Annotated in this window: 8 protein-coding genes; 1 reads left to right on the top strand and 7 read right to left on the bottom strand. The window is 51.5% G+C overall.

Going from position 1 to position 14,776, the window contains the following annotated elements; all coding sequences use genetic code 11:
* Window positions 1–115: 115 nt before the first annotated feature.
* The 3 genes from T360_RS0105990 to alaS all read right to left on the bottom strand — a co-directional run bounded on the left by T360_RS0105990 (window position 116) and on the right by alaS (window position 6,348).
* Entirely contained in the window at window positions 116–886 is a 771-nt protein-coding gene (locus tag T360_RS0105990) for a DUF3316 domain-containing protein (protein WP_081772705.1), read from the bottom strand.
* Complete coding sequence (locus T360_RS14755) at window positions 867–3,518, bottom strand: DNA gyrase/topoisomerase IV subunit A (RefSeq protein WP_036928944.1); 2,652 nt, start codon at window positions 3,516–3,518, stop codon at window positions 867–869. Before T360_RS14755 ends, T360_RS0105990 begins: the two co-directional genes overlap by 20 nt.
* A 106-nt stretch (window positions 3,519–3,624) precedes the next feature.
* Window positions 3,625–6,348, bottom strand: coding sequence for an alanine--tRNA ligase (gene alaS, locus T360_RS0105980; protein ID WP_028911977.1), 2,724 nt, complete (start codon window positions 6,346–6,348; stop codon window positions 3,625–3,627).
* Between the two features lie 127 nt (window positions 6,349–6,475).
* On the opposite strand from alaS, the gene T360_RS0105975 reads away from it, so the two are divergent.
* A complete protein-coding gene (locus T360_RS0105975; protein ID WP_028911976.1) occupies window positions 6,476–6,823 on the top strand; it encodes a MerR family transcriptional regulator in 348 nt (115 codons plus the stop codon).
* Between the two features lie 34 nt (window positions 6,824–6,857).
* On the opposite strand, the gene T360_RS0105970 is transcribed toward T360_RS0105975, so the two are convergent.
* The 4 genes from T360_RS0105970 to T360_RS0105955 are packed head-to-tail and all read right to left on the bottom strand — an operon-like array spanning window position 6,858 to window position 14,771.
* Window positions 6,858–10,079, bottom strand: coding sequence for a S41 family peptidase (locus T360_RS0105970; RefSeq protein WP_028911975.1), 3,222 nt, complete (start codon window positions 10,077–10,079; stop codon window positions 6,858–6,860).
* 14 nt (window positions 10,080–10,093) lie between these two features.
* On the bottom strand, window positions 10,094–11,086 hold the full coding sequence (locus T360_RS0105965; protein ID WP_028911974.1) for a pectinesterase family protein: 993 nt from the start codon (window positions 11,084–11,086) through the stop codon (window positions 10,094–10,096).
* A gap of 9 nt (window positions 11,087–11,095) precedes the next feature.
* Window positions 11,096–13,363, bottom strand: coding sequence for a bifunctional (p)ppGpp synthetase/guanosine-3',5'-bis(diphosphate) 3'-pyrophosphohydrolase (locus T360_RS0105960; RefSeq protein ID WP_028911973.1), 2,268 nt, complete (start codon window positions 13,361–13,363; stop codon window positions 11,096–11,098).
* A gap of 34 nt (window positions 13,364–13,397) precedes the next feature.
* Window positions 13,398–14,771 (bottom strand): lytic transglycosylase domain-containing protein, encoded by a 1,374-nt coding sequence (locus tag T360_RS0105955; protein WP_028911972.1) that lies wholly within the window; start codon window positions 14,769–14,771, stop codon window positions 13,398–13,400.
* Between the last annotated feature and the right edge of the window lie 5 nt (window positions 14,772–14,776).

Raw genomic sequence — 14,776 nt, 5'->3', positions numbered from 1 at the left:
AGTAGTGCTAGCAGTGCCAGGCTGACTTGCCTGGCTAGCCGAACTAGTGGGGCTAGGCTTTCTAGCCGGCCTGGCCCGGCTAGGAAAACTAGGGATACTAGGCTTTCTGGCTTTTTCATAGGCTGCGGGTTATGCCAAGGAGCACACGGTGGGTGTAGGTGTGCTGCTTGAGGTTATTTACTGCGGCCTGCTGGTAGTTGCCTAGATAGCCCAGGCGGAGCGACCACTTACTGCTGTAATGCCACTGGATAGTGGCCATCTGGCGGAAGGTGGGGGCTGAGATAAAGGTGGTGGGCACTACGTTATGGTCGTAGTTGCCGAGCGAGAAGATCTCATAATAGCTCTGTCCGTAGTTAGGACTGAACATCACCCCTACCAAAGGCAGGTTGAGTTCATAGCGCAGGCTGAAGCGCTGATTGCCGATGCAGAGATCGTAGGCTGCGGTGGCACTGGGCATGATGTTGAGCGCGGCGCGTGCCTGTGCGGGGTTGTTACTACTGGTCATATTGTAGATGGCGCCAGCGCATAGATTGGCTGCCAGTCCGACTTGCAGGCGCAGACCGTCTGCAATGGGGCGGAAATTATAGTAGCGCCCCCAATAAAGATTATAGGTGAGTTCCAGATCGTTGGCGTTGTGGCTGCGGTCGTGGGTGTTGGCGAAATCTACCTCATGCTCGATGGTGTTGGTGAAGCGACGGATGGAATCGGGCTGCTGCTCTCTTAAATAAAGATAGGTGAAGCCGATGCCGCTGAAATGTTCGGGCGTGAGATAGGTGTCGAGGATTTTGCTCGGACCAACGCCGAGCATATGAGTAGTAGTTGTTTGTGCATTTGCAGCAGTGGCTGCAAAGCACAAACAGATAATACTATTTAAAATTCTCATCATCGAAGAGGTTTAGCTGGCGGGGGTCTTCTTGGTCTAGGTCCTCGGCCGATTCGGCCGAGAGGTTAGGCTCACTAGTATCACTAGCTGGGCTAGTGTTTCTAGGGTCTAGCTGGGGATCCAGCTCGGTGAGTGACTCTATCTGATAGGTGGTGAGGCGCTTACCTTTGGCCTTGAAGCCCTTGATGGCAATAAACTGCTCGGCATCAATCTCCTCTGTGCCGCGGAAGGCATCTGCACCGCCATAGGTTACCTGCAGGCGGGGGTAGGGGGTGTCGGTGAGCAGGATGAGCTGTGATGAGGGGTTCTCCGACAGCCAGTTCTGTTTCTTCTTGCTAGCGTCCATCTGGAAGCGCTTCAGATAGGGATAGCCCTGGTTGTCGGCATCATAGAGCACGGCTGTCCACACCTTGTCGGCATCGTATTTCTCGATGCACAGGATGTTCGACTCATAGTGGTTGTTCAGGTCGAAGTTGGTGAGATAGTAGTCGCCGTTGTCCAGCACTACCAGTATCTGGTCGTCGTCGTAGAACTCACCCAGCATCTTGCCGTGGTCGTCGTAGTTAAGACGGTTCACATCGGGGTCGAACCAGACTTTTCGTCCACCCAGTGTAGAGTGGCCATGGCTCTTCAAGCCGATGCGTGTCACCTGATATTTGGTGAGCAGGTTACCCTTCGAGGCGCGGCCCTTAATCATAATGTCTGAGAAGTCCTTGATGAGGAACACACGTTTGATGTTCTGTGAGGGGTCGAGGGTTACCTTGATGACTTCTGCCTCGCCATTAGGATTGGCGGTGAAGTACATCACGCGACTGCCCTCGGTGCCTTGTGTCAGGTCGTACTCTTTCTCACGTGTCATACTCGTCACGTTGAAGCGCTTGATATAGCAAGCACCCTTACGGCCATCACGATAGACGGCATTATAGATGGTGCGCTGGTCGTTCTTCTTGAACACGTTGACATAGAGGATGTTCTTACCTACGAACAACTTCTCGGCCACGCGTACAACCTTATACTTACCATCTTTGTAAAAAATAATAATATCGTCGAGGTCGGAGCAGTTGCACACAAACTCGTCTTTTTTCAAACCCGTGCCGATGAAGCCGTCGCTGCGGTTGATATACAGCTTCTGGTTGGCCTCGGCCACCTTTGAGGCTTCGATGGTGTCGAAGTTGCGTATCTCGGTGAGACGGGGATGTTCCTTGCCATACTTATCCTTGAGGAACTGGAACCAGTTGGCTGTCACCTCTACGAGGTTGGCCAGGTCGTGGTCTATCTCCTCGATCTCAGCCTTCAGGCGTGCCATCAGCTCGTCTGCCTTGTCCTTATTGAACTTCAGGATGCGCTGCATCTTGATTTCAAGCAGTTTCAGGATATCTTCCTTGGTGACCTCGCGGATAAACTGTGGATAATATGGTGTCAGACGCTCGTCGATATGTTCGCAAACGGCATCAACGTTGGGGGCCTGTTCAAATTTCTTATCTTTATAGATGCGCTCCTCGATGAAGATGCGCTCTAAGCTCTGGAAATGCAACTGTTCAAGCAGTTCGCCCTTACGAATCTCCAGTTCCTGACGGATGAGGTCCTTGGTGCGATCGACAGAGTGGCGCAGCACATCACTTACGGTGAGGAACTGCGGTTTGTTGTCTTCGATGACACAGCAGTTGGGCGAGATGCTCACTTCACAGTCGGTAAAGGCATAAAGGGCATCGATGGTCTTATCGCTCGATACGCCTGGTGCCAGGTGTACCTGTATCTCTACCTCGGCAGCTGTCAGGTCTTCCACCTTGCGGGCCTTGATCTTGCCTTTCTCGATAGCTTTGACGATAGAGTCCTGCAGGGTCTCGGAAGTCTTGGAGAATGGAATCTCGCGGATGACCAATGTCTTCTGGTCGATCTTCTCGATCTTAGCGCGCACCTTTACTACGCCACCTCGCTGACCGTCGTTGTATTTCGATACGTCGATACTACCGCTGGTAGGGAAGTCGGGGTAGAGGGTGAATGGCTGCTGGTGCAGATAGCTGATGGCTGCATCGCAGATCTCACAGAAGTTATGTGGCAGGATTTTTGAACTCAGTCCTACGGCGATACCCTCAGCACCCTGTGCCAACAACAAAGGGAATTTGACAGGTAGTGTGATTGGTTCCTTGTTACGACCGTCGTATGACATCTTCCACTCCGTGGTCTTGGGGTTGAAGACGGTGTCGAGGGCGAACTTAGAGAGTCGGGCCTCGATATAACGTGGGGCGGCTGCAGAAGAACCGGTGAGAATGTTTCCCCAGTTACCCTGTGTATCGATGAGCAGGTCTTTCTGTCCCAGCTGTACCAGGGCGTCGCCGATAGAGGCATCGCCATGGGGGTGGAACTGCATGGTATGACCAACGATGTTGGCCACTTTGTTGTAGCGACCGTCGTCCATGCGCTTCATAGAGTGCAGGATGCGGCGCTGCACGGGTTTCAGACCGTCGCCCAGATGGGGCACGGCGCGCTCCAGGATTACATAGCTGGCGTAATCCAGAAACCAGTTCTGATACATACCGCTAAGATGATGAACCGCTGCGGCATCGAAGCGGTTGCTTGGTTTATAATCGGAGTGTTGTGCCGATTCTTGTACTTCTTTTATCTCGTCGTCCATTATCTTTTATGGGGTTTCCAGTTTGCCTGCAAAGTTACAAAAAAAAAAGAAAAGAACAAAGTTTTTTTGTCCTTTTCTTTTTATGTGTACTTGCAAATGCCGTTTGTTACAACTTTGCCAGCTCGAGCACTTTGTCAACAGCAGCGCTGAGACCATCGGCGTTCTTACCTCCAGCCTGAGCGAAATGTGGCTGACCGCCACCACCGCCCTGGATGAGCTTGGCTGCCTCGCGCACCATCTGACCAGCGTTAAGACCATGGTCGCTTACCATGTCGTCGCTCATCATGATAGAGAGCTGAGGCTTGTTATTCTCGTGGGTTCCGAGTACACACAGCAATGAACCTTCTACGGCGGCACGAATCTTAAAGGCCAGATCCTTGGCTGCTGCTGGGTTCATTGGCAATACAGCGGTAACAACCTTCACGCCATTCACCTCGCGGGCTTTCTCAACCAACTGCTTGGCGGCACGCTCTACAGCCTGAGCCTGGAAAGCCTCGATCTCTTTCTTCATGGAGTCGTGCTCCTCGATATACTTCTTGATGACACCCTGCAAATCCTTGGCATTGTTGAAGAATGCCTTCACAGCCTTCAGGATATCCTCGGTCTGATACAGCAACTCCTCGCACTCCTGACCGGTCTTGGCCTCGATACGACGGATGCCGGCAGCAACACTGCTCTCAGAGATAATCTTGAAGAAACCGATGCGACCGGTGCTTGAAGCGTGGATACCACCACAGAACTCACAAGAAGGACCGAAGCGAACCACACGTACCTTATCGCCATATTTCTCGCCGAAGAGGGCGATGGCGCCAAGCTTCTTTGCTTCGTCGAATGGTACGTCACGGTGCTCATCAAGCTGAATATCCTGACGGATCATATCGTTCACCATACGCTCTACCTCACGTAACTGCTCATCAGTAACCTTCTCGAAATGTGAGAAGTCGAAACGCAGTGTGTCGGGAGAAACAAATGAACCCTTCTGCTCTACATGGTCGCCCAGAATCTGCTTCAGAGCATAATCGAGCAGGTGAGTAGCTGTATGGTTGGCGGCAGAGGCGTTACGTTTGTCGGTATCCACGCAAGCCATGAACTGGGCTGTTGGATCCTTAGGCAACTGCTTTACGATATGGACACTCTGTCCGTTCTCACGCTTGGTATCGATGATGTTGATGGTTTCCGTCTCATTGACAAGCACACCCTGATCACCTACCTGACCACCCATCTCACCATAGAATGGGGTGTAGTCGAGTACCAGCTCATAGAACTCGTTCTTCTTCTGAGTTACCTTGCGGTAGCGGATGATGTGGCACTCGTATTCGGTGTAGTCGTAGCCGACGAACTGCTGCATTCCCGACTCATCGTCGCCTACCCGTAGCCTTTCACCGGCGGCCAGCTCTACCCAGTCGCTGTTCTCAACAGCAGCGGCATTGCGGGCGCGGTCTTTCTGTTTCTGCATCTCTACGTTGAACTGCTCCTCGTTGACGGTGAAGCCATTCTCACGGCAGATAAGCTCTGTGAGGTCGAGTGGGAAACCGTAGGTGTCAAACAGACGGAATGCCTGTACACCATCCAATTCGGTCTTGCCCTCAGCCTTCAGGGCGCTCATGGCATCATTCAGCATGCCGATACCCTTCTCCAGGGTGCGGAGGAATGATTCTTCCTCTTCCTTGATAACCTTGGTGATGAGTTGCTGCTGAGCCTTCAACTCAGGGAAGGCATCGCCCATTTCGGCCACTAGTGTAGGCACGAGTTTATAGAGGAAACCTTCTTTCTGTCCCAGGAAGGTGTAAGCATAGCGCACTGCACGGCGCAAGATACGACGAATGACATAACCTGCCTTGGCATTTGAAGGCAGCTGACCATCGGCGATAGAGAATGCGACAGCACGCAGGTGGTCGGCGCAAACGCGCATGGCTACATTGATGCTAGATTGGTTAGCTTGGCTAGTCGAACTAGTATCACTGGGCTTACTAGCTTGGCTAGTTTCTTCCTCGAAGGTGAGGTATTTCAGACCGGTGAGCTGCTGCTCGGCCTTGATGATGGGCTGGAACACATCGGTGTCGTAGTTAGAGTGCTTGCCCTGCATCATGCGTACCAAGCGCTCAAAGCCCATACCTGTATCAATCACGTTCATGCTCAGTTTCTCCAGAGAGCCATCGGCCTTACGGTTGAACTGCATGAACACAAGGTTCCAAATCTCAATCACCTGTGGGTCGTCCTGGTTCACCAGTTCACGACCGCTCTTACCGCTGGCAGCCTTCTGCTCAGGGGTACGACTATCTACATGGATCTCAGAGCAAGGACCGCAAGGACCTGTATCGCCCATCTCCCAAAAGTTATCGTGCTTGTTACCATTGATGATGTGGTCTTCGGGCACGTGCTTAGCCCAGTACTTGGCGGCTTCGTCATCACGTGGGATGTTCTCCTCAGGAGAACCCTCGAACACCGTTACATAGAGATCCTCAGGATTCAACTTCAGTACATCTACCAGATACTCCCAAGCCATATCGATGGCGCCCTCCTTAAAATAGTCGCCAAAACTCCAGTTGCCCAGCATCTCGAACATGGTGTGGTGATAAGTATCGTGGCCAACCTCCTCGAGGTCGTTGTGTTTTCCTGATACACGCAGGCATTTCTGTGTATCCGCTCGACGGCGTGGCTCTGGGTCGCGAGTGCCCAGAATGATATCTTTCCATTGGTTCATACCTGCGTTCGTGAACATCAGTGTTGGGTCATCTTTGATAACCATAGGAGCTGATGGCACGATAGCGTGTTGCTTCGACTCGAAAAACTTCTTGAATGAGTCGCGAATCTCATTTGCTGTCATCATCTTAATTTTCTATTTGACAATTTACAATTTACCTTTTATAAATTTGGCTGCAAAGTTACACATTTTTTCGTAAATGTTTTGTGAATTCAGTGAAAAAGTTTATCTTTGCGGCAAAATAGTAATGTTTATGGCATTGAATTTGAATAAAAGACTGAAGATGTACTATTCTATCAAGGAAGTGGGCGAGATGTTCGACCTGCCTGAGAGTACATTGCGCTACTGGGAACAGGAGTTCCCTTTTCTGAAGCCAAAAACCTCTGGTACAGCTAAAATACGTCAGTATCAGGAGAAGGATTTGGAGCAGGTCAGACTGATACATAATCTGGTGAAAGTGCGTGGCTTTAAGATTGCTGCGGCACGTGAGATGCTGACCAAAAACCGGCAAGGCGTACAGAAAAAAGCAGATGCCTTACAGTCGCTGCTTGAGTTGCGGGAAGACCTGCAGGCGCTGAAAGGTAATCTTGATATGTTATAAAAAAAGCTCTCGTACGAAACGAGAGCTTTTTTCGTTATTTTTTGTGACCTCCGAAGTCATTCTTTGTCTTTTCCTTGAAGGCTGCACCTTCCTTGAGCATTTCCTGAATGGCACGCTCCAATTGGCGGTCGTGACCAGTGAGGTAATCCTCAGGGGTGTTGTAAACCTCGATATCAGGACGGAGTGGGGTGTTCTCACCATAGTCGCCACGGATATCGATACGGCCTACCTGTGGGATGCCGAATATCACACCATTGATGAGTGTCTCCCACCACACGCTGGTGGAAGTACCTGCCACAGGGGTACCGATGAGTTTTCCTATTTTCATATCCTGATACTGGCGGGGGAATCCGCAGGCATTGCTGTAGTCGTCCTCGCAGAGTACCACACATGATGGTTTGTTCCACTGTGCTGATGGCTCGATGCCCAGATACTTGCCGTGAGCCATGAAGTGAGAGTGCTGTTTGCCGTTGAGCAGATGGCACAGGTCGTCGTGCAGATAACCACCACCATTATGGCGCTCATCCACGATGACTGCCTCGCGCTCGCGATTGGTCTCATTCAGAATCTCTTCATACAGCTTACGGAACTTATCGCCGTTCATGGATGAGATATGTACATAAGCCAGACGTCCGTGAGACAGACTATCTACCAGCTTGCGGTTGCGCTCCACCCAGCGGTTGTACAACAGATTGTTGTAAGCAGAGAGAGAGATGGCCTTGATGTTGATGGTACGACCGCTGATGGTGAGACGAACCACCTTGTCGGTCTTGCCAGCCAGCAGTGGGTAGTAGTCGTCGCCCTTCTTGATAAAGGTGCCGTCGATGGCCTCGATGATGTCGCCAGCTTTGACGCCTGTGTTACGGATGGCCAATGGCGAACCCTTTGGAATCTCGGCAATCTTCAAACCATCACCTTTATAGCTGTCGTCGAAGAACAGACCGAGTGAAGCGGTGCGGAACTCTACAGGTGTCTGATAGCGGGCACCGGTATGCGAAGCATTGAGCTCGCCTAACATCTCAGCCAACATATCACGGAAGTCGTACTCATTGTTGATGTAGGGCAGGAACTTCTCATAAATCTTCTTATAGCCAGCCCAGTCCACACCATGCAGGTCGGCGCGGTAGAACTTGTCTGCCACCTGTCGCCAGATATGGTTGAACAGATACTCACGCTCAGCAAAAGAACGGTTGTTGAAGTCGGCTTCGAAATCAATAGCGTTGCGACTACCTTTTGCCATATCGATACGGCGCAGTGAACCCTTGTTCATGAAGAACAGGTATTTACCCTTCTTATCAGTGGTAAGACGGTTACTGCCCACGCCACGAACCACCAGCTCATTTTTATCCTCCAGCAGGTTGTACTTCCACAGGTCGTGAGCATCCTCGTAGGCTGCCTGGTAGAACAGTGTATCGCCCTTCGGTGTGAGATAAGCATCGCCCAGACGGGTAGAGTGGGTGGTGAGGCGAACGATGCGGTCGTGCGCATTCTCCAGATCAAACTTCAGCGGTTCGATGGCTGGCTTTTTATTCTTATCATTAGTATCCTCTTTCTTTGCAGGCTTATGCGCCTCGTCGTAGATAGCCTTCTCCTCCTTCGACATCAGGAAACGCTCGTAGGCATCGATGTCGAAGAACATCAGGAAGAAGTCGTTCTGCCAGCCATGGCCGCCGTGATTCTTGAAGCCGCGACGATTGCTTGTGAACAGCATGGCCTTACCCCCCATTACCCAATGCGGGTTCATATCGTAGTATGAGCTGTTGGTGAGATTGTAAGGCTTCTGCTTGCCTGAGGCATCGATGAGGGCGATGTCGTCGTGGTGGTAGCCGCCGTCGCCATAGTATGTGGACAGTAGCCAACGACTGTCGGGGCTCCACTCAAAGTCGATGTCGCCATCGGCATACGAGAAGAGGTCCTTGCCGTCCATCACGGTACGAATCTGTTTCGACGCCAGGTTGATGATGCGGATGGCACCACGATCCTGGAAGAATGCCAGTTCTTTTCCATCAGGGCTGTAGCGGGGATAGAACGAGGTGTGGTTCTGTTTGGTGAGCTGTTCCTCTTTCAGTTCTGTAGCATAAGCAAACTGCTTTTCTCCCTTGTTTACGATGGTGGTCTGGTAGATGTTCCAGCAACCGTTGCGCTCAGAGGCATAAGCCAATGAACGACCATCAGGCGAGAAGCACAGGTTGCGCTCCAGCTCAGGTGTGTCGGTGATGCGACGCGTGGTCTTATACTCGGTAGAGGTGACATAAACCTCACCGTGGATGATGAAGGCTACCTCTTTGCCACTGGGTGAAGCCACCACCTCGGTAGCCCCCTTTGTGAGAATCTGGCGAGTAAGCATGCGATCGCTGTTATCGCTGATGATGTTGATGTTCACACGCTGAGGCTGACTGCCCGGGCGTACGGTGTATATCTCGCCGTCGTAGCCATAGCACAGTGTGCCGTTGGCAGCAGCAGAGAGGAAACGAACGGGATTGGTCTTGTGACGTGTGATCTGCTGGTTCTGTTTGCCATCCAGACTGCGATACCACACATTGAAGTTGCCATCCTGCTCGCTCAGGTAGTAATAGCCCTTGCCGTCGGCAGTCCATACGGGTGTGCGATCTTCGCCGGCAAAATCAGTGAGCTTGGTATATTTACCTTTTGACAGCAACCAGATGTCGCGACAGATGGCCGACTGGTGGTGCTTGCGGTACATATCCTCGCTGCCCTTGATGTCGTGATACAATACATCACCTGTGGCGCGATTGATGTTGACATCCGCCATCATCAATCCAGAGTACAGCTGTGGGCGTCCGCCCTTGATGCTGACCTCATAGACCTGTGGGAATTTTCCCAGGCTGGGGATGATAGACTGGCGCGTGGGCATGTCGGCCATACTGAACAGCAGGTGCTCATTATCGGTGAACGTCATGAGGTTCTTATGATGGCTGCTGGTAGTGATCTGTCGTGGCGTTCCGCCCTGACTGGGTATAATCCACACGTTGATGCCATTCTCACGGTCAGAAGCGAAAGCTATCTTACTACCGTCGGGGCTCCAAACGGGACAATAATCGTAGGAAGGGTTGGTAGTGAGCTGTTTAGCAGTGCCGCCAGTGACAGGCACTGTGAACAGGTCACCCTTATACGAAAAAGCAATCATCTGTCCGTCGGGTGAAATGGTGCAGAAGCGCATCCAGAGTGGGCGCTCCTGAGCCATAGCGGCGAGGGACAGGGTTGCAGTGATAAGTGTTAAGAGTAGTTTCTTCATATATTTATACCTTATTATTTATTATTAGGAATCCAACCATCGTTGCGTGCAAAGACGTTGGAGAGTGTTATCTTAGCAGCCTCTTTTTTGGTAAGTTGGCGGCTCCAACTTACGCGTTCTTTTGTATTGGCACCGGCTCCCCGGTTGTTATATTCCAGATAGCGGGCTGTCTGCTCGCGATGCTTCTCCCAATGATGCCATCCCTCGGGACGGATATGACCACCCAGTTCACAGTTCATGAAGAGTGTGTAGCCATAGTCGCGCCAAGGGCGACCCAGATAAACCTTTGTGGCCTCGGGGGTAGCGGTGAGGCGACAATTATTGAAGATGTAGCCATAAGGCTGGTCGGCAGGTGTTGAGGCTGCGGTGACATAGGAGTTGATACGACTCTCGATGGTGCATCCCTCGAACCAAGCTGTAGAAGGTCCGAAGATAAAGTCGGTAGTGCCACAGATGAAACAGTCCTTGAAGAAGAGACGTGTGCCTGCTACTCCTGTATAGACCGTGTCCTGATGACCGAGAAAACGGCAGCCGATGAACACCAGGCGGTCGCCCTCAGTATGTAGCGCTACGGCCTGTCCTAATCGGGCGGCATTGTTCTCGATGGTGATGTTCTTGAGTGTGATATCGTTGCCTTCTATCTTCAGGGTGTAGGTACGGAAGGTACCCATAGGTTTGTTTGGAGAAACGTTGGGGCGGGGGATGTTGGCATGATCATCATAGGTGATGATGGTCTTCTCGGCATCCTCGCCGCATATCTCGATATTCTGCAGCCATGAGGGGATGATGAGTTTCTCTTTGTAGGTGCCGTTCTTAACGAAGATAACCTTGTGGTAATCCATGAACGCGCGGCATACCTCGATGGCCTCGTCGATGGTGCGGAACTGTCCGGTGCCATCGCGGGAAACCACGATGGTGTCGGGGGAGTCGTAGCTAGCCGGACTAAGATTTTTTGCCAGGCTAGTGTAACTAGCCAGTAGGGCTAATGATAGTAGTAGTTTTTTCATTGTTTGTTATTACATTATTTCACTTATTTCCTTGATGTCCTGTATCTTCTTGAGGTTTTCCATGATGGCGCGCACGTCCTCACGGTCGTGAACACGCATCTCGATAGTGCCCTCGAAGATACCCTCCTCGCAGGTGATGAGAACCTTGTGGATGTTGACACTCATCTGCGATGAGATGACCTGTGTTATCTCATTGAGCATACCCAGACGGTCGATACCGCTGATGCGGATGGTGGCATCGAAATAGAGACGCTTGTGCATGTCCCATTTGATGTCGATGATACGGTTGCCATAACTGGTCTTCAGCTTGTCGGCCACCGGGCAGGCACGTTTGTGTATCTCTATCTGGTTCTTGTTGTTGATGTAGCCCAATGCGTCGTCGCCAGGGATAGGATGACAACAACCCATGAACTTGAACTTGTTGATATTCTCTTCGGAGATATAGATGGGCTTTTTGCGGTTGAACTTGTCAGGTATCACAAACAGCTCTTGTTTGGTAGTCTCCTCTTTCTTCTTCTTGCCTACGAAAGGTACAAACTTACGCCAGCCCGAGTTGCCATCGTTCTCCTTGTTCTTACCATTCAGTTCGTCGATATCCTTCTCGCCCAGCAATACAATCTTCTCACCTAAAGCCTGGAGAAACTCCGTACGCTTACTATATTCATGATATTCGGCCAGTTTGTTGATGATAGCCACGGTGGGTTCAAAGCCATTCTTATTCAAGAATTTCGTCAGGATATCCTCGCCTTCGCGTTGCATCTCACGGTTGTCGCGGCGCAGGATGGCCTGAATCTTAGCTTTGGCCTTGGCTGTGGATACAAAAGATATCCACGCAGGGTTGACATGCTGTGACTTGGAAGTAAGGATCTCTACCTGGTCGCCACTCTGCAACTTATAGCTCAGTGGCACCAGTTTGTGGTTCACCTTGGCACCGATGCAATGGCTACCTAAGAACGTGTGGATAGAGAAGGCAAAGTCGAGTGCCGTACAACCTGCGGGAAGGGTGCGGATCTCGCCCTTGGGCGTGAACACGAAAATCTCGCTGGCGAAGAGGTTCAGCTTGATGGTGTCGAGGAAGTCCATGGCGTCGGGCTGAGGGTCGTCCAGAATCTCTTTGATGGTGCGTAACCACTCGTTCAGCTCGTTCTCATCCTCAGTATATTCCTCGCCTACACCATCCTTGTATTTCCAATGAGCGGCAAAGCCCTGTTCGGCTATCTCGTTCATGCGGTCGGAACGTATCTGTACCTCTATCCACTGACCTGTCTTCGACATCAGTGTCACGTGCAGAGCCTGATAGCCGTTGGCCTTTGGCTGCGAGAGCCAGTCGCGCAAGCGGTCGGGGTGTGACTTATAGATTTTGGAGATGGCCACGTAGATCTTGAAGCACTCGTTAACCTCATCTTCGCGGTTGTTGGGTGTAAAGATGATGCGTACAGCCAGGATGTCATAGATCTCCTCGAAGCTAACGTGCTTGTGCTGCATCTTGTTCCATATAGAATAAGGTGTCTTGACGCGCTCCTTAATCTCATATTTGATACCCATCTGTTGCAATGCCGACTCGATGGGTGAGGTGAACTGCGAGAACAGTTCGTCGCGATCCTCACGCGTTTGTTTCAGTTTCGCTTCAATCTTGGCGTAAGCGTCGGGATGTTCGAACTTGAAACTGAGGTTCTCCAGTTCTGTCTTGATCTTATTCAATCCCAGACGGTTGGCCAGTGGTGCATAAATATATAGCGTCTCGCCCGCAATTTTGTACTGCTTGTTGGCAGGTTGACTGTCGAGTGTACGCATGTTATGCAGACGGTCGCAGATTTTGATGATGATGACACGGATGTCATCGCTCATGGTGAGAAGCAGTTTCTTGAAGTTCTCGGCTTGTGCCGAAGCCTGTTCGCCGAAGATGCCGCCGCTGATCTTGGTCAGTCCATCTACAATCTGTGCAATCTTGGCACCAAAGATGTTCTCTATATCCTCGACGGTGTAATCGGTGTCTTCCACTACATCGTGCAAGAGGGCGGCGCAGATGCTGGTAGAGCCCAGTCCAACCTCGCCGCAGGCTATCTGTGCCACGGCGATGGGGTGCATGATATATGGCTCGCCAGAGAGGCGGCGTACGCCTTTGTGTGCCTGACGTGCAAAATTGAAGGCCTTGGTGATAAGGTCGACTTTCTTGCGATGACGCGATGAAATATAGTCGTTGAGCAGCTTCTCGAACGCTGCGTTGATCATCTGGTCGTCTTTCTCCTCTTGGGTTAACTGCTTCTCTTCTGTCATACCTCTTTCACTTTCATTAAAACGTCAATCTTCTTTATCTTACGCGCAGTTTCTTGCCTGCTCGGATGTTGTTACCACGAAGGCCGTTCAGCTTCTTCAGCTTAGCCACGGTGGTGCCATTACGACGGGCAATCTCGCCCAGGGTCTGACCAGAGCGGATGGTTACGCTAGAGCCGCCACGGCGCGATTTGCGACTGCCGCGGGCGCTGCGACCACGACGACTGCTCTTACTGCTGCGATACGTGGGCTGATCGTCGTTGGCATCAACCACAGTACGTTTGGTGAGTAGTTCGTCGGCACGATAGCTATAGATAGAATCCTGCATATCGATGAAACGAACGGCATCTGCCATAGGCAGTCGGATGGCGTGTTTCTTATTGGTACCAGGTACGATGTCGCGACGGTATTCAGGGTTCAGCGAGCGTAGCATCTCGATGTCGAGGTCGAGCACGGCGGCCACCTGTTGCAGGTGTACATCGCGGTCCACCACAACGGTGTCGGTCTGCAGTGGCAGACGTGTGGTCATGGGGCAGATGTTATGCTCGCAGTAATAAGTCATGGCATAGTTGGCGGCGATGAAAGCCGGCACATAACCACGAGTCTCTGCTGGCAGATAGGGGTACAGGCGCCAGTAGTCTTTCTCGCCACCGGCACGATGAATAGCCTTGTTGATGTTGCCTGGTCCGCAGTTGTATGCTGCAATCACCAAGTTCCAATCGCCAAACACCCGGTAGAGGTCGCGCAGGTAGCGTGCTGCCGCATAAGATGCTTTCACCGGGTCGCGGCGCTCGTCAACCAATGAGTTGACCTCCAGTCCATATTGTTTACCGGTGGTCAGCATGAACTGCCACAGACCAGTGGCTCCAACGCGCGATACCGCCTTGGGGTTGAGTGCACTCTCAATGACCGGCAGATATTTGAGCTCCAGTGGTACCTGGTAAGCCTCGAGCGCCTCTTCGAAGATGGGGATATAGAAGTTGGATGCGCCCAGCATCAGACTGACAGAGTGGCGCAGGCGTCCCATATAACGGTCGATGAAGCGCTGAACAATATCGTTGTAGGCCATCTCCATGACGGTTGGCATACGGCGAAGTCGCTCCATATACTCCTCAGGTGTGAATGTCGGGTTCTCATCTTTCATCTGACAATCACCAGGACTCAGATAAGTCTTGGTCATATAGAGGCCCAGCAGACTATCGAGATTGAATGTCATGGCCTCAGGGAACTCGATGAGTTCTTCGTTTCCTTGATAATCGACTACAGAGATCTCGTCCTCGATGGGGACGAATAGGGTATCGACGTCTTCCGTCTCATCTTCGGGATCGTCCAGAATAGACTGTGCGTACAATGGTGTACAGCAGCATAGTAGAGTTGTTAAACTAAAAACCTTTATATAATTCTTTATCATATTCC

This window comes from Prevotella sp. MA2016 (assembly GCF_000619825.1).
GTDB lineage: Bacteria > Bacteroidota > Bacteroidia > Bacteroidales > Bacteroidaceae > Prevotella.
The sequence above is the reverse complement of the archived record's forward strand: the minus strand, read 5'-3'. Positions and strand labels throughout refer to the sequence as shown.

Bases quoted from the DNA above. Each gene is read 5' to 3' on its own strand.
- T360_RS0105960 (WP_028911973.1), bottom strand. From the start codon at position 13,363: ATGACAGAAGAGAAGCAGTTAACCCAAGAGGAGAAAGACGACCAGATG.
- T360_RS0105990 (WP_081772705.1), bottom strand. From the start codon at position 886: ATGATGAGAATTTTAAATAGTATTATCTGTTTGTGCTTTGCAGCCACT.
- T360_RS0105975 (WP_028911976.1), top strand. From the start codon at position 6,476: ATGGCATTGAATTTGAATAAAAGACTGAAGATGTACTATTCTATCAAG.
- T360_RS0105970 (WP_028911975.1), bottom strand. From the start codon at position 10,079: ATGAAGAAACTACTCTTAACACTTATCACTGCAACCCTGTCCCTCGCC.
- T360_RS14755 (WP_036928944.1), bottom strand. From the start codon at position 3,518: ATGGACGACGAGATAAAAGAAGTACAAGAATCGGCACAACACTCCGAT.
- T360_RS0105965 (WP_028911974.1), bottom strand. From the start codon at position 11,086: ATGAAAAAACTACTACTATCATTAGCCCTACTGGCTAGTTACACTAGC.
- alaS (WP_028911977.1), bottom strand. From the start codon at position 6,348: ATGATGACAGCAAATGAGATTCGCGACTCATTCAAGAAGTTTTTCGAG.
- T360_RS0105955 (WP_028911972.1), bottom strand. From the start codon at position 14,771: ATGATAAAGAATTATATAAAGGTTTTTAGTTTAACAACTCTACTATGC.